Below are 22,845 nucleotides of genomic sequence, written 5' to 3'. Positions count from 1 at the left end.
GGTCAGAGCGCAGCCAGGATCTTGTCGGCGCCGCCGGCCAGCAGCTCTTCCGCCAGCGAGGTACCCAGCGCCTCGCCTTCGGTGCGCGGGCCGCGGGTTTCCGCACGTACGATGTCACTGCCGTCGGGGTCACCCACCAGCCCGCGCAGCCACAGCTGGTCGCCGTCGAGTTCCGCATAACAGCCGATGGGGACCTGGCAACTGCCGTTCAGGCGTGCCACGAGCGCCCGCTCGGCAACCAGCCGCGCGTGGGTGTCGGCGTGGTGTAAGGGCTGCAGCAGCTGTTCGAGTTCGTCGTCGCGACGGCATTCGATACCCACTGCGCCCTGGCCGCCGGCGGGCAGCATGATTTCCGGGGCGATAAAGTCGCGGATGCGCTCGCGCATCTCCAGGCGCAGCAGGCCCGCGGATGCCAGGATGATCGCGTCGAACTCGCCCGCATCCATCTTGGCCAGGCGGGTGTTGACGTTGCCGCGCAGGAATTTCACCTGCAGGTCAGGCCGGTAGGCCAGCAGCTGGCACTGCCGGCGCAGGCTCGAGGTGCCCACTACAGCGCCCTGCGGCAGCTCGTCGATATGGGCGTAGTGATTGCTCACGTAGGCGTCGCGCGGGTCTTCCCGCTCGCAGATGACCGCAAGGTGCAGGCCATCCGGGAATTCCATCGGCACGTCCTTCATGGAATGCACGGCGATATCCGCACGGCCGTCCAGCATGGCTTTTTCCAGCTCTTTCACGAACAGTCCCTTGCCGCCCACCTTGGCCAGCGGAATATCCAGCAGCTGGTCACCGCGGCTGGTCAGTGGCAGCAGCTCTACCTGCAGGCCGGGATGGTGGTGTTCCAGCTGGTCCTTGACGAAATTGGCCTGCCAGAGGGCGAGGGCACTCTCGCGGGTGGCGATGCGGATGCGTTCTATAGCCATACAGCCTGCGTCGGTTGGTAAATGGGGCGGCAATTCTAGCAGACGGGGCCGTTAATCGAGAGGGGGCGCGGTCAGGCCCCGTTGCCCCGTGCGCGCAGCCAGTCCTCGAGGAAGATCCGCGCGGCGATGGAATCCACCGGGTCTTCGGCGTAGTTGCCGCGGTGGCCGCGCTCGAAGGCTTCTTCCTTGGCGGCGCGCGTACTCAGTCGCTCATCCACCAGCTCCACCGGCAGGCCGGTGCGGCCGTGCAGGCGCTGGGAGAATTTCCGAGCGCGGGCGCAGAATTCGCTCTCGCTGCCATCCATGTTCAGTGGCAGCCCCACCAGCAGGAAATGCGGCTGCCACTCGGCAATCACCCGCTGGACCCGGTCCCAGTCCGGCTGGCCGTCGCGGGCCGGCAGTGGGGCCAGCTCGCGGGCACTGCCGGTCAGGCTCTGCCCGAAGGCGAGGCCGATGGAGCGGGTGCCGAAGTCGAACGCGAGCGCAGTGACTGCCTTGCCCATCAGGCGTGGCCTGCCTGCGAGCCAATGCCGGAAAGGTCGATGCCATGGCGGGCGGCGGCGGTCTGCCAGCGCTTCTCGCAGGGGGTGGCGAAGAGGATCTCCGGCTCGGCGGGGAGGGTGAGCCAGGCGTTTTCTACCAGTTCCTCCTCAAGCTGGCCGGGACCCCAGCCGGCGTAGCCGAGTGCCACCAGCACGTCGTCAGGGCCGCGTCCCGAGGCCAGGGACTCGAGGATATCGCGCGATGCCGTGAGGCTGATGTCTTCGTTTACTTCGACGGTGGAATCGAAAGTGGTCCCGGCGCCGTGGAGGACAAAGCCCTGTTCCGGTGAGACCGGCCCGCCCAGTAACACGACTTCCTCGCCCCGCAGGCTGGCATCATCCAGCGACAGCTGGTCGAACACCTCCCGCCAGTGCACCTTGCTGGGGACGTTCAGCACGATTGCCATGGTGCCATCGGGCGTGTGTTCACAGACCAGCGCGATGGCGTGCTGGAAACGCGGGTCCTGCATGCCGGGCATGGCCAGCAGGAACTGGCCGCGCAGGCTGGAATGGGTCAGGTCGCTGTCGATGTTGTCTCGATGCATACGCTCAGTCTAGTAGTTGGGGCCCCTGGCGGCCCGGGCGCAGGCGGCTACCCGCGGGAGGGCATCTTTGTTGCTGCCGTGGAAAGGCCCGTCATCTCGAATCGCCAGGTGCGGATGATCTCCAGGCGGTCGGCCTCCTTGCGGATTTCGGCCGGGAAAGGCTCGAAAGGTGCCGCGAGGCGCACGATCTGCTGTGCCGCGTCGTCGAGGATACGCTCTCCCGAGGACTCGAGGATTACCACTTCTTCCACCGCGCCGGTGGGAAGCAGGCGGACCATCATGCGCAGGCTGCCGGTGATCTGGTGTTGGAGGGCCTCCTCCGGGAAGTTGTCATTGCCGACGGACTCCACTTTCTGGCGCCAGCCGTGGAGGTACGCCGCATCGGCCGAGGCCCGGGTGGCCACCGAGGTCAGCCGGCGCACGCGCGGCCGCTGCGCGATGGTCTGGCGAATCTTGTCCAGTCGCGCCTGCAGGCTGGCGATCTCGGGGTTGACCTGGGGCAGGTCGGTGGGAGCGTCGCCCCGTTTTTCATCCGAACGCTTGTCCTCCGCGGGCAGCTCCGGCGCCTGCCGGGTGCTGTCGCCGACGGTGGTGACCAGTTGCCGGCGCTGCTCGGCCGGCCGCGCTGCCTGCTGCTGGGGGAGCGGGTTGACCTCCTGGATGGTCGTATCGGCGATCTCGGCGCGCCGGTTGCTCGACAGCTCCCTGGGGGTGTCCGCCGTCCCGCTGGCCTGCTGGTTGTGCTGGGCGAGGTAGTCGGCATCCTCGGGGGCCTGGGAGGTGTGGTGCTGGGCCAGCGTGACCTCGAGCGTCGGCGGGGCCTGCCGCGCCTCCGGCGCCGCGAATGCCACGCCGAAAATCACCACGGCGTGGACGGCGCAGGCCAGGAACAGGGCAAAGACAAAGCGTTCGCCCTGGGCGGCCTGCGCGCTCGTAGCGGCCTGGATATTGTTGGTGCTCGCGGTCGGATTCATTGTTATTGGTTGTGTACTGCTATCTGTAATCCCGCCCGGACCGGGTGTCGGGAAACGGGCTGGCGGATATGGAGTCTATCCTTTTTGCGCCAGCAGGTCTGTGATCGCGTCCATCAGCTGCCCGCCGATGTCGGTACCATAGGCGGCATCGATCTCGCGCACACAGGTGGGGCTGGTCACGTTGATCTCCGTGAGGTAGTCACCGATCACGTCCAGGCCGACGAACAGCAGGCCCCTGGCCTTCAGGGAAGGAGCCACCTGTTCCACGATCCAGCGATCGCGGTCGCTCAGCGGGCGCGCCTCGCCGCGCCCGCCGGCAGCCAGGTTGCCGCGGGTCTCACCCGCCTCGGGGATACGAGCGAGGCAGTAGGGCACGGCCTCGCCGTTTACCACCAGGATACGCTTGTCCCCGTCCTTGATCTCGGGGATATAGCGCTGCCCCATGATCTGCTTGCGACCCTCGTCGGTCAGGGTCTCCAGGATCGCGCCGAGATTGCTGCCGTCTGGCTTGCAGTGAAAGACGCCGCTGCCGCCCATGCCGTCGAGTGGCTTGAAGATCACATCCCGGTGCGTGGCGTGGAAGTCGCGCAGCCGCTGGATGTTGCGGCTCACGATCAGCGGCGGGCAGCAATGCGGAAAGGTGGTGGCAAAAATCTTCTCGTTGCAGTCACGCAGCGCCTGGGGACGGTTCACCACCAGGGTGCCTTCGCGCTCGGCGGCCTCGAGGATATAGGTGGAGTAGACGTATTCGTTATCGAAGGGCGGGTCGACGCGCATCAGCAGCGTGTCCAGTTCGCCCAGGGCGATATCGTGGAGTTCCCCCAGCTCGAACCACCTCTCGGGATCGGCGAAAACATCCAGCGGTCGGCCCCGCCCCATGGCGCGACCGTCTTCCAGGTATAAATCCCCCTGCTCGAAATAGAACAGCTGGAAGCCGCGATGCTTGGCCGCCAGCAACAGCGCCAGGGTGGTGTCTTTCTTGAAATGGATGTTGGCGATGGGGTCCATCACCACGCCGAGAGTCTGGCTCATAGATTTGGGTTCCGTGAGGTGGTCATTATTGCCCAAGCGTAAAGTAAGGTCAGATCGGCGGGGAGGCAACCGTCCCCTCGCCAATTGGCAGCGGATGGCGACCTGGTGACAATTTGTGCAGTCCTCCCCAACCCCCGTTGGACCGGTGGATTGTGTACAGGTTCTGTGTTAAAAGTTCCCCTTGGTGTGCGTCCTTGGCGGCTAGCGCTGACACATCCGAGGCGCCCAGACCCTGCGAGTGGTTCAGACAAAGCGGCGCGGCTGCGCCTGGCCGGCGCCGAAAATAAATATTCAGGGGATACAACAATACTATGGAGCTCAACTGGGAAAGCCTCACGGTAATGGTGATCGATGATAGTAAGACGATCCGCCGGACCGCAGAGACGCTGCTACAGAAGGCGGGTTGTACCGTGGTCACCGCCACGGATGGCTTCGATGCGCTGGCAAAAATTGCCGATTCCCGGCCCGATATCATCTTCGTCGACATCATGATGCCGCGCCTGGACGGCTACCAGACCTGTGCACTCATCAAGAACAATAGCGAATTCCGCGCGACGCCCGTAGTGATGCTCTCCAGCAAGGATGGCCTGTTTGACCGGGCCAAGGGGCGCGTGGTGGGTTGTGACCAATATTTAACCAAGCCCTTCAGCAAAAGTGAGCTGATGGGGGCCATCTCGGCGCACGCGAAGCCGCATCACGCCGCCTGATGGTGGTTGCGGCCTGTGACTTTGTGCCCGGAACTGGCGTAACATAAAACAATAAGGTCCCGCTGGCCGAAAGCCCCGGCTTCTGAGCCCTACCTTTTGTGCCGGCGGGGCAAAAGCAACAATAAGAAACTTTTTAAACGGTGAGTGGATGCAGTCGTCCCGATTCGCATCCGCCAAACATGACCAGAAATACCTGCGCAGCTTCATCAACCTTTTGGGGGTAAGGCGGCTGTGCGGGCAGATAACGTCACGGGGAAAACATGGCTAAAGTATTGATTGTTGACGACTCTCCGACGGAGACGCACAAGCTTACAACCATTCTGGAAAAGAACGGTCATTCCGTTCTCTCGGCTACCAGCGGAGAAACCGGCGTGGACGTCGCGCGTGAACAGCGCCCCGACGTCATCCTGATGGATATCGTGATGCCCGGCCTCAACGGCTTCCAGGCCACGCGCCAGCTGAGCAAGGACAGCCACACCAATGGTATTCCGATCATCATGGTCACCACCAAGGACCAGGATACCGATCGTGTCTGGGGCATGCGCCAGGGTGCGCGTGCCTACCTGACCAAGCCCGTGGCCGAGAGCAAGCTGCTGGGTGTAATCGAGGAGGTGTTGGCTTAAGCCAACGGCAATTCGGTGCAATCAGATCAGTCCCCCTATCTCGCGCTGGTTGAGCTCGCCAACCGCGCCAAGGCGCAGGCCGCCGGCCTGCCCGGTCGCCAGGAAGTAAAACCTTACTGGAGCGGCATCGGCTTCTCCCTGCTGGGGCACCGGTTTGTTGCACCCATGGACGAGGTGGTGGAGCTGCTGGAGGTCCCCCCGCATACCTTCATTCCGGGGGTGCAGCCATGGGTGCGCGGCGTCGCCAACGTCCGCGGCCGCCTGCTGCCCCTGTTCGATCTCGCAATGTTCTTCGGGGGCAACCTGACGAGCAATCGCCAGCGGCGCCGCGTACTCGTCGTGGAGCACGAGAAAGTCTATGCCGGCCTGATCGTCGATGAGCTCCACGGCATGCAGCACCTGGCTGTGGAGTTCGCGCGTCGAGCGCCGGGGGATTTGCTCGAGCCGTTCGCTCCCATGATCAGCGGCCAGTTCGTACTTCAGCAGGACCGCTGGCTGGTATTCGACATGCTCGCTTTGATCAATGATTTTCAATTTATGGACGCCGCGGCTCACTGAGTGAGGCCCGCGGCTGTCTTGCAAGCCCCGTGGGGGCATGATTCCGGGGCGGTAAGGCCGGCAGTCATCGCGCACTGCCCGCCTGCCACCCGGTTGTTCGGTTCAACAGTGGTGATAAAAAGAGTAGGCCTCAACCCAGAAGGGCCCGCCAGGAGTAAACTATGAAAACAGGCTCCCAGAGTTCCTTTTCCGCGCTGCGCCGTAATCCGGCAGTGCTGTTCTTGGGTCTGCTGGTGCTCGCCGCGTTGGCGAGCCTGATCGTCAGTATGTACCTGGTGCAGACCCGGGGTGACCGGGATAAAGAATACCTGCAGCAGGTAGCCGAGCTGCGGGCCCTTGCCTACCAGGTGGTGACTTACGCCCCGGCGGCCACAGCGGGTAACGAGCAGGCCTTCGTCGAGCTGGAGAGTGTCATCAAGGAGATGACCAGTACCTGGAATGAACTCCAGGGCGCGGACGAAGCCACACGCGAGGCGCTGCGCCAGGAGCTGGCCGACTACGGCGAAATCTGGCGGCAGGTACGCGCCCAGGCGGACACCATTATCGGCAACCGCGACACCATCATCTTCCTGAACGATGTTGCCAGCACCCTGAACGACTCCCTGCCGGAACTGCAGGCTGAGCACAACAACATCGTGGAGATCCTGCTGGCCAACAACGCCCCGGCCAACCAGGTAGAGCAGGCTCAGCTGCAGGTATGGCGCGCCGAGCGGATCGGCCGGAACATCGACAAGATGCTGCAGGGCGGCACGGACGCGGAGGCCGCGGCAGACCAGTTCAACACCGACGCCAGCCTGTTCGGTAAAGTGGTCGAGGGTATGAAGACCGGCGACGTGGTAATGGGAATTTCCCGCGTTACCGACCCTGAAGCGCGGGAGTCCCTGGACGAGATTACCGAGCTGTTCCAGTTCGTGAGCTCCTCGGTGCGGGAGATCTTCGAGGCGACCCCGGCCCTGTTCGCCGCCCGCCAGGCCGCTGACGGCATCCTGTCCTCCTCGCCGGAACTGCTTGAATCCCTGAACGTGCTGAACGACCGCATCGTAAACCTGGCCGGGGAACGCCAGCCGAACAACATGACCATCGCCATCCTGGCCGGTATCTTCGTTCTGCTGATCTTCGGCATGATGATCAACGCCTTCTCCGGCACCCGCCGCAGCCTGCGCGAAGAGTCCGAAACCAACGAGCGCAACCAGCAGGCGATTATGCAGCTGCTGGATGAGCTGGCCGACCTCGCTGATGGTGACCTTACCACCTCGGCGACAGTAACCGAGGCCTTCACCGGCGCCATTGCGGACTCCATCAACTACACCATTGACCAGCTGCGGGTGCTGGTATCGCGGATTAACGGCGCTGCCCAGGAAGTATCCGGCCTGTCCGAGGAAACCCAGCAGACCGCCCTGCACCTGGCCGAGGCTTCCGAGCACCAGGCTCAGGAGATCGCCGGTGCCTCCGCGGCGGTGAACGAGATGGCGGTAACCATTGACCAGGTATCTGCCAACGCCGCCGAGTCGGCCCAGGTAGCCGAGCGCTCGGTACAGATCGCAAGTAACGGCGCCAAGGTGGTACAGAACACCATCAAGGGCATGGACAACATCCGCGAACAGATCCAGGACACCTCCAAGCGGATCAAGCGCCTGGGTGAATCCTCGCAGGAAATTGGCGATATCGTGAGCCTGATTAACGACATTGCCGACCAGACCAACATCCTGGCCCTTAACGCCGCAATCCAGGCCAGCATGGCCGGTGACGCGGGCCGCGGCTTCGCGGTGGTAGCGGACGAGGTCCAGCGCCTCGCGGAACGTTCTGCCGGCGCGACCAAGCAGATCGAAGGCCTGGTAAAAGCGATTCAGTCGGACACCAACGAGGCGGTGACCTCGATGGAACAGACCACCACCGAGGTGGTGCGCGGTGCCCGCCTGGCCCAGGACGCCGGTGTTGCCCTGGAAGAGATTGAGGGCGTATCCACCAACCTGGCGGCCCTGATCCAGAACATCTCCAACGCGGCTCGCCAGCAGGCTTCTTCTGCCGGCCACATCTCCAACACGATGAACGTGATTCAGGAGATTACCTCCCAGACCTCAGCGGGTACCCAGGCAACGGCGCAGTCGATTGGTAACCTGGCGAAAACTGCCACCGCCTTGCGTGAGTCCGTTGCCGGCTTCAAGCTGCCGGCGGAAGACACCGGTATGGACACCACTGACGAACTGTACGATGTGGACTTGCCGGAAATGGGTGATGACGACTTCCCCATGCTCGATGGCGAGGATGAAAGTGCGGCCACCCATGAAGACCGCGCACTGGCGTGATTGCCCGACCGCAGAAACCTCACCGGGCCCCAGGCGCCGCGCCCCTGGCACCAGGCGGGCGGTAGCGCGTGAGCGCTCCCGCCGTGCTGGCCGGGTACAGCTCGCGCCGGACTAACGACAGAATTATTGAGGACTTGGCGTGAGTCACGACAATCCGAATTTCGAAGCCCTCGACTGGCTGACCGGCGAGATCAACGAGACTCTGGCGCAGGCCCGCCACGCCCTGGAGAGCTACGCAAACGAAGGCGCCGCCGAACCGGACAAACTGCAGGCCTGTCTGGAACTGATCCACCAGGTCCACGGCAGCCTGCACATGGCGGAGCTCACCGGTGCCGCCATGCTCGCCGAGGAAATGGAGCAGCTGATACAGGCTCTCTCGACAGACGAGGTGGAAAACAGCGAGGAGACCCGCGAGTTCCTTATGCGGGCCCTGTTGGAGCTGCCCCTGTACCTGGACAAGGTCGCCTACCAGCGCCGTGACAACGCGGTGCTGCTGCTGCCATTGCTCAACGACCTCCGCGCCGTGCGCCGTGAGCGCCTGGTGACTGAGGGTGCGCTCTTCTCCCCGGATCTCTCCGCGCTGGGCCAGGCCCATGGCGCGCGCCAGCCGCTGGTTGCGGATAGCGCCCGGTTGCAGGAGCTGGTCAACAAGTTGCGCAAGATGTACCACGTGGCGGCAGCGGGCCTGATTCGCGACGTCAATGGTGGTGATAGCCTCAGTTACCTGCGCAAGGTCGCCGAAAAGATGCAGCTGCTCTACAGCGGCAGTGTTCGGCAACCCCTGTGGCAGATCCTCGAGGGCTTGCTAGAGGCCATTGGCGAGCAGCGCATCAATGTCCTCCCCGCCCTGCGCCAGCTGCTGCGACGGATCGATGTGGAGTTCCGCCTGTTGCAGGGGCGCGGCGCACAGGTGCTGGACGCACCCCTCGACCGCGGCCTGGTCCGCAACCTGCTCTTTTACGTCTATATGGCGGGGCCGAACAGCGCGCGCTGCAAATCCCTTTATGCAACTTTTGCCCTGGATCGCGCCGTGCCCGGCACGCCCAGGCCCGATACTGGTGAAGCCCTGGCCATGGGGCCGGAAGCCATGGGCACTGCCATCAAGGCGTTGCGCGAGGAGCTGGACGGGGTGCGTGAAGCCCTGGATCCCACCATTACCGGTGAGGAACCGGCATCGCTGAGTGATATTGCCACCGTCGCGCAGCGGATTGCCGATACGCTCGGCGTATTGGGCCTGGAAAGCCAGCGCCTGCGCGCCCGCGGGATCTATGAATCACTGCGCGATGCCTCCCGCACCGACGATCCCCAGGAGCTCCTGCTTCAGGCTGCGAGCGAAGTAGTGCAGCTGGATTCATCACTGGCGTCAGCGCTCAACCGCCAGCACCAGGGACATAGCGAGCAGCCCCTGATGGGCGATGCGACTGACTCGGTCCTGCGCGAGGCGCGCACCGGCCTGGAGTCGGTCAAGGAAGCCGTGGTTGAGTATATCGCCAGCCACTGGGACGTAAGCCACCTACACCGCGTTCCCGAGCGATTGCAGGAAGTGGGCGGCGGACTGGATATGGTGGGCTTCCAGCGTGCTGGCGATATTGTTGCCGCCTGTACCCGCTATATCCGCGAGCGCCTGATCGAGGCCGCCGAGCAGCCGGAATGGAAGGTGCTCGACACCCTCGCCGATGCCATCACCAGCGTCGAGTATTATCTCGAGCGCCGCGCCGAAGGGATCGAGGACGCGGACATGCTGTTGGCACTGGCGGAGGACAGTGTCTCCGCGCTTGGATTCGGCGTCGATAACCGGGAAGTGGCGCCGACTGGCGCGGTCCCGGCCGAACCGGCACCGCAGGAGTTCGCTGCGACTGAGGAGCCTGAAGAATTCTCCCCGGAGTCCATAGCGCCGGCACCCGCCGAGCCTGAGTCCGCGCCGGGCGAAACCGGCACACCGCAGGCGGCGGAACCCGAGCCGGCGCAGGTCGCCGACGATGACGACGAGAACCTGATTGACGAAGAGATCCTGGAGATCTTCCTCGAGGAAGCGGATGAGGTTCTGGAGACCATCCGCGAGTTCTTCCCGCGCTGGGCGGCAGATTTCAGCGACCGTGCGGCGCTGGTGGAATTCCGCCGGGGCTTCCATACCCTGAAAGGCTCCGGTCGCATGGTGGAGGCCCTGGATATCGGCGAGCTGGCCTGGGCCGTCGAGAATATGCTCAACCGGGTGATCGACGAGACGGTCAAACCCCAGCGCGGCCACGTACACCTGATCGAACACGTGTGCGCCAAGCTGCCGTCCATGATCGACGCGTTCCGCGCCCAGGCCGCCGATCCGGATCCGGAGCGTACCGAGCAGCTGCGCGCGTGGGCCGAACAGCTTGCCCACGGCGAGAGCCCGGCGGACCTGGACGCGCCGGCTGTGGCTGACAGCGGCGCGGCTGCGTCGCCAGCGGGTGGGGCTGCCACAGACGATGACAGCGACGACAATGCCCAGCTGTGGGAGATCTTTGCCCAGGAGACCGAGACCCACCTGGCGACGCTGGATGAATTCCTCGCGGACATGCGCGCTGCGGCGCCGCTCTACGGCGTGCCCTCCGATCCCCTGCACCGCGCGCTCCATACCATGAAGGGTTCCGCCCACATGGCCGACGTCACCCCGGTGGCCGAGCTGGTGACGCCGCTGGAGCGGTTCGTCAAGGAGCTTCGGACCTACCAGGTCAATATCGACGAGGATATCTACGAGCTGCTCGAGGACGGGGCCACCTATGTGCGCGAGGTCCTCGACCAGATCCGTAACCAGCAGCCGATCCACATCGCCAAGGCGGAACCGTTTCTCGCCCGCACTGCGGAATTGCAGGAGCGCGCCGTCGGGCACCTGATCCGCGAGCGTGAGTCCAGCGAGCCGCGCGAAGTGGATCCGCAGCTGCTGGCGGTCATCATGGCCGACGGCATGAAGGTGCTGCTCGATGCCGACGAGGTCCTCGGCGCATGGCGCCGCGAGCCCGCCAACACCGGCCTGCTCGAGCCTATCGCGGAAGAACTGAGGGTCCTCGAGGAGGCCGCCCAGCGGGCGCAACTGCCGACGCTGGCCGAACTGTCCCGGCTGCTGCTGGAGGTCTACGCGCGGATACTGGACAACACCCTGGAAGGTGAGCCGGCCCTGTGGGCCTCGCTGGAGCAGGGCCACAGCGAACTGCTCGACCTGGTTGACGCCGTCGCGGCGGCGCAGGACCTGCCGGATGTCAGCGACGCGGTGGGCGAGGCGCTGCGGGCGCTCGCCCAGGGCGAGAGCGCCAGCGAGGAAGAAGACTTCGATTGGGCGGAGCTCGGTATCGACCATACCGACCTGCCAATATCTTATTCCACCCCGGACGGCGCGGACGAGCGGTCCGCAGATGCCGGCGATACTGGCAGTGATGATCCCGCGGTGACCGATGACTGGGCGGCGCTGGAGCTCGACAGTACAGACCTTCCTACCACCCACCAGCAGGAAACGGGTTACGACCTGTCCGGCCAGGACCAGGCTGCCGATCTCGGCCTCGACGAGAGCCTGCTTGGCGGTGACGGCCCCGCATCCGAAGCTGGCGCTGGCGATAACCGGCAGCCCACGAGCGCCCCTGACAGCCCGGAAACTGCTGCCCGTGACAACACCCCCGTGGCGGATATCGACCCGGACGTGGTTGATGTATTTATGGAGGAAGCCGGTGACCTGGTCGATGAGCTCGAGGAGCTGATCCAGGGGTGGGAGGCCGACCCGGCTGACTACAGCCGCGCGGAGGCGCTCAAGCGCGTGCTGCACACTTTCAAGGGCGGTGCACGCATGGCTGGCCTGATGGGGCTCGGTGAGGTGGCGCACCGGTTCGAGACGGTTATCGAGGCCATGCCGTCCAGTGACCATCCCGGACCTGATTTTTTTGCCAACGCACACGGTATCTATGACCGCATTGCCGGTGGAGTGGAGACGGTTCGGGCATGGATGGCCGGGGATGAGCTGGAGGCTTTTGCCGAGCTGCTCGATACCGCGTGGGCGGACAGCCAGGTTGCGGAAACCCCTGAGGCTGCCGAGCCGGCCCCGGTGGTCGACGACGAACTGCAGCCGGACGACGGTGGCGCAGCGGCCGATGAGACAGCGCCGCAAGATGAAATAGCGCCGCAACCAGAGGGCGAGGCGGCTACGCCGGCCCTGCTCGGCGCCGTGGACACCAAGCCGGTGCCGCTGGCGCCGGCCGAGGCAGCCAGCAATGTACTGCCTTTCGTCCGCAAGAAAGACAGCCTGCACCCGAACGAGCAACGCGGCGGTAACCGCGGCCAGCCCCAGGAGATGGTGCGGGTAGCGGCTGAACTGCTCGAGGAGCTGGTGAACCTGGCCGGTGAGACCTCTATTTCCCGGAGCCGCCTCGAGGAGCAGGTGAGCGAGTTCGGCTTCGCGCTGGACGAGATGGATTCGACCATCACACGCCTGAACGAGCAGCTGCGCCGACTGGATATGGAGACCGAGGCGCAGATCCTGTTCCGCCAGGAACAGCTCGCGGAGCAGGATGACAATTTTGACCCGCTGGAAATGGACCGCTATTCCTCCATCCAGCAGCTGTCGCGCTCATTGCTGGAGTCCACCTCTGACTTGCTGGAGTTGCGCAATACCCTGGGTAACAAGGCACGCGACACCGAAACCCTCCTGCTGCAGCAGTCGCGCGTAAACACCGAATTGCAGGAAGGCCTGATGCGCAGCCGCATGGTGCCCTTCTCGCGCCTGGTGCCGCGCCTGCGCCGTATCGTGCGCCAGGTAAGTGCTGAACTCGGCAAGCAGGTGGACCTGGTGTTCTCCAACGTTGAGGGGGAGCTGGACCGTTCCATGCTGGAGCGCATGGTGGCGCCGCTCGAGCACATGCTGCGCAACGCGGTGGACCACGGCATCGAGTTGCCAGCCCGGCGGCAGGAGTCTGGCAAGCCGGAGCGGGGCCGTATTACGGTAGCGCTGGAGCGCGAGGGCAGTGAGGTGGTGCTGACCATTGGCGACGATGGTGCCGGCATCAACCTGATGAAGGTGCGCGAAAAGGCGATCGAGCGCGGACTCATGCGCGCGGATGCGGAACTCACGAATAACGAAATCCTGCAGTTCATTCTGCAGGCCGGTTTCAGTACCGCCGACCGGGTGACGCAGATTTCCGGGCGCGGCGTGGGTATGGATGTGGTATCCGCCGAGATCAAGCAGATCGGTGGTACCGTGCATATCGACTCCAAACTGGGCGCCGGTACCGAGTTCACGGTGCGCCTGCCGTTTACCGTGTCGGTAAACCGGGCGCTGATGGTGAGTGTCGGCGATGACGTCTTTGCCCTGCCGCTCAACACCATCGAGGGTATCGTGCGGCTCAGCCCCTATGAACTGGAGCATTACTACAGCTCTCCCGACGCGCGGTTCGAGTATGCGGGCGAACCCTACCAGGTGAATTATTTCGGCACCCTGCTGCAGTCCGAGGCCCGCCCCAAGCTGGAAGTCGAAGATGCCCAGCTGCCGGTGCTGCTGGTGCGCTCCGAGGGCCACGCCATGGCGCTGCAGGTAGATGCCGTACTGGGCAGCCGCGAGATCGTGGTGAAGAGCCTGGGGCCCCAGTTTGCGGCGGTCCAGGGCGTTTCCGGCGCGACGGTTACCGGTGATGGTACCGTGGTGGTGATCCTGGATGCCCACGCGCTGCTGCGCCAGCAGGCGGCCCTACTGGCACGTCCCGCAGAGCTGGCACTGCCGTCGGCGCCGCGGGTCAAGCCGGAGCCAGTGGAGACCCAGCAGCGAGTCATGGTGGTGGATGACTCGGTTACCGTGCGCAAGGTCACCACCCGCTTCCTGGAGCGGGAGGGTTACCTGGTGAATACCGCCAAGGACGGGCAGGATGCGGTAATCCAGCTGCAGGACATCCGCCCCGACGTGATCCTGCTGGATATCGAGATGCCGCGCATGGACGGCTTCGAGGTGGCACGCCATATCCGTGGCAACAGCCGCTTGCGGGATATCCCGATCATCATGATTACCTCGCGCACCGGGCAGAAACACCGCGACCACGCGCTCTCCCTGGGGGTAAACCACTATCTCGGCAAGCCCTACCAGGAAGAGGTCCTGCTGGAGGCAATTCGCGACTATACGGTTGCGCCGGCCAGCCAGTGACTGGCCGAGTGACTATCGGCATAAGGGTTGAAGTATGAACGGAACTGAAGCGCTCTCGCTGGAGACTCCCCGGGAGGTCAGCAGCCTGCTGCTGCCGCTGGCAGACGGCCAGTTGCTGGTGCCGGTGGATATCCTGTCAGAGGTGATCGCGGTACAGACGCCGGTCTCGGCCTACGATGCGCCCGACTGGTACCTGGGGGAGATCAACTGGCGCGAGCAGCGCCTGCCGGTGCTCTCGTTCGAGGTGATGCGAGGTCGCTCGCTGGCCTCCATGGACAGCGAGGGCCGCATCGCAGTGCTGGCCAGCGGCAACCCCGAAGGCCGCCTGCCATTCTTCGCCATGGTCCTGCAGGGTACGCCGCGCCTGGTCAGGGTGACGCAGGATCAACTGGCGCGGCGGGATGCGCCCTGTGCCATGGGAGAGCTGGTGCATGTCTCCCTCGCCGGCGAGGAGGCCGTGATCCCTGATTTTTCCGCCCTCGAGCGGGCCTGTCTCGAGTACCGCAATCTCTCGTAGCGGATTTTCTACCCTGCGCCGGGTATGCGGACAATAAAAAACGGGGCCAGAGGCCCCGTTTTTTATTGTCTGGTCGCCAGGCAACCCCTAGAAGAGTTCTTCCGGCAGGGATTCCTCTTCTTCTTCCTGGCTGCCCGAGCCGTTCCTGCCGGACGGGTAACCCGGGCGGTAGGAGCTATAGGACTCGTGCCCGGGAACCCGGTCGGCCCGGAATACTTCGAACATGCCGCCGCGAGAGGTGCGCAGTCCAGTTCGGGGGTTGATCCGCACAGTGACTATGTTGTCGGGTTGCGGCAAATGCCGTTCCGGCAGGCCCTCCAGCGCAGCCGACATGAAATCGATCCAGATGGGCAGGGCCGCCGAGCCGCCGTACTCGTTCTTGCCCAGCTCGCCGTTGGAGTCGAAGCCGACCCAGGCGCTGGTGGCCAGGTGCGGGCTGTAGCCCGAGAACCAGGCATCGCGGGGACCATTGGTGGTGCCGGTCTTCCCGGCGATATCACCGCGCTTCATTACCAGGGCCTTGCGCCCGGTACCCCGCTTGATGACGTCCTTGAGCATCGAATCGATGATGAACGCCGTCTCCGGGGACATGGCGCGCGGGGCGCGGGGGAGCGCCTGGGCGTTCGGGTCGGCGCTGAGCGGGTTCACCTGCAGGGTACGCAGCTCGATGGGCTCTCCTGCCGGAAGCGCCATGTCTTCTTCCACGCTGGTCCCGGCCAGGTCGATGGGCTCGGGTGCCTCCGCGCCGGCTTCGGCCATGTCGGGGCAGTCGCGGCAGACGGTAAGCGGCAGGGCCTGGTAGATGGTCTCACCATTCACGTCGAGCACGCGCTCTACCAGGTAGGGCTCGACCCGATAGCCGCCGTTGGCAAAGGCGGCGTAGCCGCGGACCATCTCCAGTGGAGTCAGCGCCGAGCTGCCCAGGGCAATGGTCAGGTTGCGAGCGAGTTTGCTCCGCTCAAAACCGAAGTTCTCGGCGAAATCCAGTGCATAGTCGATGCCGAGGGCCTGCAGGAGCCGGATTGAGACCATGTTGCGGGACTTGTACAGCGCCTTGCGCAGGCGTGTGGGGCCGAGGAAGGTGCCGGTGTCGTTTTCCGGGCGCCAGACATCCTGCATGTTGGTTTCTTCGAAGATGATCGGCGCGTCATTGATCATGCTGGCCGCGGTGTAGCCCTTCTCCAGGGCGGCGGCGTAGATGAACGGCTTGAAGCTGGAACCCGGTTGCCGTGCTGCCTGGGTGGCCCGGTTGAAGTGGCTCTGGCGGAAATCATAACCGCCCACCATGGCGCGGATGGCGCCATCGGAGGGCTCGAGTGAAATCAGGGTGCCCTGGGCGGCAGGGACCTGGGCCAGGTGCCATTCCACCCGTACCTGAGGCTCGTCCAAGATGGCCGCCGGCTCGCCCGGATCGGCAAACGGATCGGCGGTGGGCTGGCGCTCCGCGTCATCGGCGAGTTCTTCAGTCGCTTCGGTTTCCACCATTTCCTGGCCACTGGGCGATATCTCGACCCGGCGCAGGCGAATCACGTCTCCGGGAGCGAACATTTCCTCGGCGCTCTCGATGCGGGCCCCGCGCGCATTCTCGGAAATGTAGGGGCGTATCTCGCTGAGACCGTTCTCCCACGCCACCTCAACCACGCTGCGGTCGCGCAGCTGGACCTGCAGGCGGCGCGGCTCGACGGCGGTGACCACCGCCGGCTCCAGTCCGCCGAGCACGGGAATTTCATTGAGGATATCGACCATCTGGTCGTTGTCATCCAGCAGCTCCTTCTCGAGCTGCTGCTCCGGCCCCCGGTAACCATGCCTGCTGTCATAGGCTTCGAGCCCGCGCTGCAGGGCGTCCTGGGCGGCCTCCTGGAGCCGGCTGTCCACGCTGGTGATGACCTGGTATCCCTCGGTGTAGGCGCTGTCACCGAACAGCTCCACAGCCTCCTTGCGGGCCATTTCGGCGATATAGGGCGCGTGCAGGTCAAGGTCGTGCCCGTGCCAGCGCGCGGTTACCGGCGCGGTAATGGAATTCTTGTACTCGGACTGGCTGATATAACCGAGGTCCAGCATCCGCTTCAGGATCCAGTTGCGCCGCACCAGCGCCCGCGAGGGGTTGGCGATGGGGTTGTAGGTGGACGGTGCCTTGGGCAGTCCAGCCATCATGGCCCACTGGGCCACATTGAGCTCATTGATGTCGCGGCCGTAGTAAACCTGGGCGGCGGCCTGGAAACCGTAGGCCCGGTTGCCGAGGAAGATCTTGTTGATATAGAGGGCGAGGATCTCGTCCTTGGTGAGTTCGCGCTCGATCTGCAGGGAAAGCAGTATCTCGTTGAATTTCCTCACGAATCGCTGTTCGCGGCTGAGGAAGAAGTTTCGCGCTACCTGCATGGTCAGCGTGCTGCCGCCAGACTGAATGGAGCCTGTTTGCAGGATTTGTGAGGCAGCTCTCATCAGACCTTTAATGGAAACGCCGTTATGGGAGTAAAATCCGGCATCCTCCGCCGCGAGCACCGCCTTGATGAAGGTCTCCGGCGTCTGCTCGATGGTGATCGGGGTGCGGCGTTTCTCGCCGAATTCGCCAATCAGCTTCATATCCCGCGAGTAGACCCGCAGCGGGGTCTGCAGGCGGATATCGCGCAGGCTCTCCACTGAAGGCAAACCCGGTTTCAGGTATATGTAGATGCTGGAAAACCCCATGCCAGCGGCGGCAAGCCCCGCGAGGCCGAGCCAGAGCAACGAGAGGAGGCGGTTGCGGGCTTTTTCGGTCATGAAAGTACTTCTATTCAGTCTGTTCAGGTCGTAATCAGGCCAGATTACCAATTATACGAAGATTGTGCGCTAATACCTATGCAAATCCCGGTTGCAGCTTTAATTTAAAGTGCTATAACATCAAACCCTCATAACCCACGGAAAAGATAAGAAAAATGGGGATGCTCCCTTTTCTCAACAAAGGTCCCAAGGGCATGCTGGGCCTCGATATTAGCTCGACTGCAGTAAAGTTGCTGGAGCTAAGTCGCAATGGCAGCAAATACCGCGTCGAATGTTATGCGGTTGAGCCCCTGCCGCCCAACGCCGTCGTCGACAAGAATATCAACGATATCGAGGCCACAGCGGAAGCAATCCGCAAGGTAGTGCGCCGGTCCAAGACCCGCCTGCGCCGCGCTGCGGTGGCGGTATCCGGTTCCGCCGTGATTACCAAGACCCTGGAGATGGCCGCAGACCTGAACGACGATGCCCTGGAGGCGCAGATCGCGCTGGAGGCCGACCAGTACATTCCCTATCCGCTGGACGAGGTCAACCTGGATTTCGAAGTTCAGGGCCCATCGAGTCGCAGCGAGGAGCAGGTCGAGGTATTGCTGGCTGCCTGCCGCAGTGAAAACATCGACCAGCGGGTCGCAGCCCTGGAGGGCGCCGACCTCAAGGCCGTCGTGGTGGATGTCGAGGCTTACGCCACCGAGCGCGCCTACACCCTGCTCGAGCGTCAGTTCCCGCCCCAGGAGGAGCTGGTGGTGGCGGTGATTGATATCGGCGCGACCATGAGTGCGCTTTCGGTGCTGGTGGACGGCAAGACGGTCTATACGCGCGAGCAGCTGTTCGGCGGTCGCCAGCTCACCGATGAGATCCAGCGCCGTTACGGGCTCTCCGCGGAGGAAGCCGGCCTGGCCAAGCGCCAGGGCGGCAGCGGGCTGCCCGACGACTACTTTCCCGAGGTGCTTGAGCCTTTCCGCGATGCTGTGGTGCAGCAGGTAACCCGCTCACTGCAATTCTTCTATTCCTCTTCCTCGCACAGTGACGTTGACTACATCCTGCTCGCCGGTGGGGTGGCGGCAATGGACGGGCTTGCCGACCTGATCAGTGAGAAACTCGGTAAACCCGCCATAGTGGCCAATCCCTTCCACGATATGGCCGTCGCCTCGAGGGTAAACCGGCAGGCACTGGCCAGTGAGGCGCCGTCGCTTATGATCGCGGCCGGCCTGGCAATGCGCGAACGGGAGTTCTAACCATGGCAAATATCAACCTGTTGCCCTGGCGCCAGGAATACCGTGAGCAGAAACAGAACGAGTTCAACCAGGTGCTGGTGGTAGTAGTGCTGGCCGCCTGCGTGGCGTCATTCCTGTGGATGAAAACGGTCGATGGCCAGATAAGCAACCAGAATGAGCGCAACCAGATACTTCAGTCCGAGATCAATGTGCTGAACCAGCAGGTTGCGGAGATCAAGGAATTGAAGAAGCGCCGCCAGCAGCTGGAAGACCGCATGCGTGTTATCCAGGAACTGCAGGGCAACCGGCCCCTGTCGGTACGCTATTTCGATGAAATGGTTCGGGCAACGCCCGAGGGCCTCTGGCTGACGAGCCTCAAGCGCAGCGGCAAGACCGTACAGGTTTCAGGTGTCGCCGAGTCCAATCATCGAGTGTCGTCCTTTATGCGAAACCTCGACGGTTCCGACTGGTATGAGTCGCCAAACCTGACCGGCGTTACTGCGAAACCGGAGTTTGGGGAACAGGCGAGTGCCTTCCAGATGACGGTTGACGTCACAGGCCGCAAGAACAATGACGAAGACGAGCCGAGCGCGGGACAAAACGCGCAAGCGAGTAGATAAGGAATCGGTCCATGGCATCGCAAAATATGCTTGAGCAGCTGAGCGCACTCGATATCAACGATATCGATTTTTCGCGGGTCGGCGTATGGCCCCTCGCTGGGCGGGTGGCCCTGCTCGCGCTCATCTCTGCCCTGATCGTTGGCGCCGCTTATTATTTTCTGGTCAGTGATCGCTATCAGCAACTTGAGTTCGCGGAGCGGAAAGAAGTCGAGTTATTTACCGAGTTCGAGAAGAAGTCTTTTGAGGCTGCCAACCTCGAGGCGTACCGCGAGCAACTGGCGGAAATGGAGGAGACCTTCGGGGCCCTGCTGCAGCAGTTGCCGAAAGACACCGAGGTGCCGGGTCTGCTTGAGGATATTGATGAGTTCGGGCGCGGCAGTGGCCTCACGATTCAGGAGATTGCACTCGAGGACGAGCAGGTGGGGGAGTTTTACGTGGAGTTGCCCATTCGTATCGAGGTGCAGGGCGGCTACCATGAATTCGGCGCTTTCGTCAGTGGTATTGCCGGTATGCCCCGCATCGTCACCCTGCACGACTTTAATATCGAGGCTGACAAGGATGTGAGTGCCCTGCTTACCATGGTCATCAATGCCAAGACCTACCGCTACAAAGAGCAGGAGGGAGAGGGATGAACAGGCATTGGATCCCGCTTCTGGGAATATTGCTGGTAACCGGCTGCAGTCTGGATGGCGGGCATAGCGACCTGCGCCAGAAAATGGCGGATGTGAAGCGTCAGCCCAAAGGCCAGATTGACCCGATCCCGGTATTTACGCCCTACCAGCCATATGTATACAGTGCCGCTGGCGAGCGCAGCCCCTTTTCTCGACCGATGCTTGAGGCTGATCAGCGGGTGGTCGGGCGCCGGCTGGACGTGGCGCCGGACCAGGACCGTCAGAAAGAACTCCTGGAGCGCTTTAATTTCGACGCGCTGACCATGGTCGGCACCCTTTCCCGGAGCGGGCAGCTCTGGGCCCTGATCGATGATGGCGACGGCGGGATCCACCGGATTACCGTGGGGAATTACGTTGGCAAGAATCACGGCAAGGTGGTCAATGCCACTGCATCGCAGGTGGATGTACTGGAAATAGTCCCTGACGGTACCGGCGGCTGGATTGAACGGCCACGCGCTCTGACTTTGGAAGAGAAGGACAACAAATAATGACTCACAAGCAGCTCGCCAAGGTATTGGCCCCGTTGAAGGCGTTGTTGCTGGGCCTGGCGGTCTTTCCGCTTGCGCTTCAGGCCCAGACCAACCAGCTGAATGATATCCAGTTTTCCGAGCTGCCGGGCAGCCGCCTGCAGTTGCGCCTGTCTTTCAGTGACACTCCACCGGAGCCCACCGGTTACACCATTGAAGAGCCAGCGCGGATTGTTATGGACTTTGCCGGCGTGGAGAGCGCCCTGCCGCAGAAGAAGTATTCCCTGGGCGTCGGCGCTGCCCGCAGCGCGGTGATCGTGTCCAGTGATGACCGCACCCGCCTGATTGTCAACCTGGACGAACTGCCGGTGTACACCAGTGAGCGCCAGGGCAACCAGGTAGTGATGGAAATCGGCGCTGATTCCGCCACCACGGCTACCGTGGCGGCCGCACCGGCGCGCGCTGCGAGCAGCCGTTCCAGCGCGGTCGACCTGGGTGGCCAGCAGCGCTTCCGCGCGGCCTCAAGTGTGGCGATCAACAATGTGGACTTTCGCCGGGGTGAGGGCGGTGAGGGCAAGGTCATCGTGAGCCTGAGCGACCCGGCGGTGAACATCGATGTCGAGCGCACCAAGGGCAAGATCTATCTTACCTTCCTCGGTGCCGACCTGCCGGACGCACTGCGCCAGCGGCTGGATGTTACCGATTTTGCCACGCCGGTTAACTCCATATCGGTGGACTACGACGGTCGCAACACCGTAATTACTGTCGATCCCAGCGACAGCGAGTACGACTACCTGGCCTATCAGGCGGACAACGAGTACGTGCTCAGCGTGAAGCCCCTGACGGTGGCCCAGCAGCGCGAGAAAGCCCAGGAGTTCCAGTTTACCGGCGAGAAGCTGTCGCTGAACTTCCAGGATATCGAGGTCCGCTCGGTGCTGCAGCTGATTGCAGACTTCACCGACCTGAACCTGGTTGCCAGCGATACCGTCTCCGGCCGCATTACCCTGCGCCTTGACGGCGTGCCCTGGGACCAGGCGCTGGAGCTGATCCTGCGCGCCAAGGGTCTCGACAAGCGCCAGGAGGGTAATGTCATCATGGTGGCACCGGCGGCTGAAATTGCCGAGCGCGAGCGCCAGGAACTGGAGACCCGCCGACAGCTGCAGGAGCTGGCACCGCTGCGCACAGAGTACATTCAGGTCCGTTATGCCGATGCTCGCGAGCTGTTCTCCCTCTTCCAGGGAGAGATGCGCGGAGGTCAGGGCGCGGGTGGCCTTAACCAGGGCAACTTCGCCGGTGGCCGCCAGGCGGATGATGACCAACGCAGCATCCTGTCCGCCCGTGGCAGCGCAATCGTCGACGAGCGCACGAACACCATCATCCTCACCGATACCGAAGAAAAGATCGCCCAGTTCCGGGAGCTGATCGCGGCGATAGACGTACCCATCCGCCAGGTGATGATCGAGGCACGTATCGTCAATGCCAATACCGATTTCATGCATGAATTCGGTGTGCGCTGGGATTACACCGAGGACCACGATGTCAGTGACGACACCATCGGTATTGGCTCTGGCCGCCAGGCAAGCGGTTTCCGCGATGGCGACGGCACTGGCCCGGACGTCAGTGCGCCTCAGGGGGTTTTCGATCCGCTCCTGGTGGACCTGGGCGTCAGCAACCCCGCGGGTAACATCGCCTATGCGATCCTCAAGGAAGACTTCTTCCTGGGCCTTGAGCTTTCTGCCCTGGAAGACGTCGGCAAGGCCGAGATCGTCTCACAGCCCAAGGTGGTGACTGGCGACAAGCAGCAGGCGAGCATCCAGTCCGGTGTGGAAATCCCATACCTCGAGGCGACTTCCTCCGGTGCGGCATCGGTTACCTTCCGTGAGGCGGTGCTGGAGCTGAATGTGACTCCCCAGATCACGCCGGACAACAACATCATCATGGACCTGGTGATCGACCAGAACAGTGTCGGCGAGCTGTTTACTGATATCGTCAGCGGCAGCCAGATCCCGGCGATCAATATCAACTCGCTGCAGACCAAGGTGCTGGTACGCAATGGCGAGACCATCGTGCTCGGCGGGATTTTCGAGAGCCAGGTGATCGAAGGCGAGACCAAGGTGCCGTTGCTGGGCGATATTCCCTACCTTGGCAACCTGTTCAAGAAGACCACCCGCAATGACGACAAGCGCGAGCTGCTGATGTTTATCACCCCGCGCATCATGGAAGACGACCTGTTCTTTGCGAAGTAAA

General features: G+C 63.2%; 17 protein-coding genes. 11 read left to right on the top strand and 6 right to left on the bottom strand.

What is annotated here, in order from left to right; translation table 11 throughout:
• Window positions 1-2 precede the first annotated feature (2 nt).
• The 5 genes from hemC to gshB form a co-directional block, all read right to left on the bottom strand.
• Complete coding sequence (hemC, locus tag BLT26_RS13210; protein WP_091515163.1) at window positions 3-920, bottom strand: hydroxymethylbilane synthase; 918 nt, start codon at window positions 918-920, stop codon at window positions 3-5.
• 71 nt (window positions 921-991) lie between these two features.
• Window positions 992-1,423, bottom strand: coding sequence for a Holliday junction resolvase RuvX (ruvX, locus tag BLT26_RS13205; RefSeq protein WP_091515159.1), 432 nt, complete (start codon window positions 1,421-1,423; stop codon window positions 992-994).
• Window positions 1,423-2,007, bottom strand: coding sequence for a YqgE/AlgH family protein (locus BLT26_RS13200; protein ID WP_091515155.1), 585 nt, complete (start codon window positions 2,005-2,007; stop codon window positions 1,423-1,425). Before BLT26_RS13200 ends, ruvX begins: the two co-directional genes overlap by 1 nt.
• Before the next feature lie 47 nt (window positions 2,008-2,054).
• Window positions 2,055-2,981: an energy transducer TonB gene (locus BLT26_RS13195; protein WP_091515152.1), complete on the bottom strand. Its 927-nt coding sequence runs from the start codon at window positions 2,979-2,981 to the stop codon at window positions 2,055-2,057.
• A gap of 75 nt (window positions 2,982-3,056) precedes the next feature.
• Window positions 3,057-4,013, bottom strand: a complete 957-nt coding sequence (gene gshB / locus BLT26_RS13190) for a glutathione synthase (protein ID WP_091515148.1) — start codon at window positions 4,011-4,013, stop codon at window positions 3,057-3,059.
• Window positions 4,014-4,324: 311 nt separating this feature from the next.
• Here gshB and pilG point away from each other — a divergent pair, with 311 nt between their 5' ends.
• From pilG to BLT26_RS13160, 6 genes are all read left to right on the top strand, one after another.
• The gene (gene pilG / locus BLT26_RS13185) at window positions 4,325-4,720 is read left to right on the top strand and encodes a twitching motility response regulator PilG (RefSeq protein ID WP_091515145.1); all 396 of its coding nucleotides are present in this window, start codon (window positions 4,325-4,327) and stop codon (window positions 4,718-4,720) included.
• 260 nt (window positions 4,721-4,980) lie between these two features.
• Window positions 4,981-5,343, top strand: a complete 363-nt coding sequence (gene pilH, locus BLT26_RS13180) for a twitching motility response regulator PilH (protein WP_091515142.1) — start codon at window positions 4,981-4,983, stop codon at window positions 5,341-5,343.
• 15 nt (window positions 5,344-5,358) lie between these two features.
• Complete coding sequence (locus BLT26_RS13175; RefSeq protein ID WP_091515139.1) at window positions 5,359-5,901, top strand: chemotaxis protein CheW; 543 nt, start codon at window positions 5,359-5,361, stop codon at window positions 5,899-5,901.
• Between the two features lie 161 nt (window positions 5,902-6,062).
• On the top strand, window positions 6,063-8,207 hold the full coding sequence (locus tag BLT26_RS13170; protein ID WP_091515135.1) for a methyl-accepting chemotaxis protein: 2,145 nt from the start codon (window positions 6,063-6,065) through the stop codon (window positions 8,205-8,207).
• 139 nt (window positions 8,208-8,346) lie between these two features.
• Window positions 8,347-14,352, top strand: a complete 6,006-nt coding sequence (locus BLT26_RS13165; protein ID WP_091515131.1) for a hybrid sensor histidine kinase/response regulator — start codon at window positions 8,347-8,349, stop codon at window positions 14,350-14,352.
• A gap of 34 nt (window positions 14,353-14,386) precedes the next feature.
• The gene (locus BLT26_RS13160; protein ID WP_091515127.1) at window positions 14,387-14,869 is read left to right on the top strand and encodes a chemotaxis protein CheW; all 483 of its coding nucleotides are present in this window, start codon (window positions 14,387-14,389) and stop codon (window positions 14,867-14,869) included.
• Between the two features lie 87 nt (window positions 14,870-14,956).
• Here BLT26_RS13160 and BLT26_RS13155 read toward each other — a convergent pair whose 3' ends face one another.
• Complete coding sequence (locus BLT26_RS13155) at window positions 14,957-17,629, bottom strand: penicillin-binding protein 1A (protein ID WP_091515284.1); 2,673 nt, start codon at window positions 17,627-17,629, stop codon at window positions 14,957-14,959.
• Window positions 17,630-17,784: 155 nt separating this feature from the next.
• On the opposite strand from BLT26_RS13155, the gene BLT26_RS13150 reads away from it, so the two are divergent.
• The 5 genes from BLT26_RS13150 to BLT26_RS13130 are packed head-to-tail and all read left to right on the top strand — an operon-like array spanning window position 17,785 to window position 22,844.
• Window positions 17,785-18,861, top strand: coding sequence for a pilus assembly protein PilM (locus tag BLT26_RS13150; protein ID WP_091515124.1), 1,077 nt, complete (start codon window positions 17,785-17,787; stop codon window positions 18,859-18,861).
• A gap of 2 nt (window positions 18,862-18,863) precedes the next feature.
• The gene (locus BLT26_RS13145; RefSeq protein ID WP_091515120.1) at window positions 18,864-19,460 is read left to right on the top strand and encodes a PilN domain-containing protein; all 597 of its coding nucleotides are present in this window, start codon (window positions 18,864-18,866) and stop codon (window positions 19,458-19,460) included.
• Window positions 19,461-19,471: 11 nt separating this feature from the next.
• Window positions 19,472-20,092, top strand: a complete 621-nt coding sequence (locus tag BLT26_RS13140; protein WP_091515117.1) for a type IV pilus inner membrane component PilO — start codon at window positions 19,472-19,474, stop codon at window positions 20,090-20,092.
• Window positions 20,089-20,619 carry a pilus assembly protein PilP gene (locus tag BLT26_RS13135; protein ID WP_091515113.1) on the top strand — a complete coding sequence of 177 codons (531 nt, stop codon included), beginning with the start codon at window positions 20,089-20,091 and terminating at the stop codon, window positions 20,617-20,619. The genes BLT26_RS13140 and BLT26_RS13135 overlap by 4 nt, the downstream gene beginning before the upstream one ends.
• The gene (locus BLT26_RS13130; RefSeq protein WP_091515109.1) at window positions 20,619-22,844 is read left to right on the top strand and encodes a type IV pilus secretin PilQ; all 2,226 of its coding nucleotides are present in this window, start codon (window positions 20,619-20,621) and stop codon (window positions 22,842-22,844) included. The genes BLT26_RS13135 and BLT26_RS13130 overlap by 1 nt, the downstream gene beginning before the upstream one ends.
• Window position 22,845 lies beyond the last annotated feature (1 nt).

Origin of the sequence: Microbulbifer yueqingensis (genome assembly GCF_900100355.1) — a bacterium.
Taxonomy (GTDB): domain Bacteria; phylum Pseudomonadota; class Gammaproteobacteria; order Pseudomonadales; family Cellvibrionaceae; genus Microbulbifer; species Microbulbifer yueqingensis.
The sequence above is the reverse complement of the archived record's forward strand: the minus strand, read 5'-3'. Positions and strand labels throughout refer to the sequence as shown.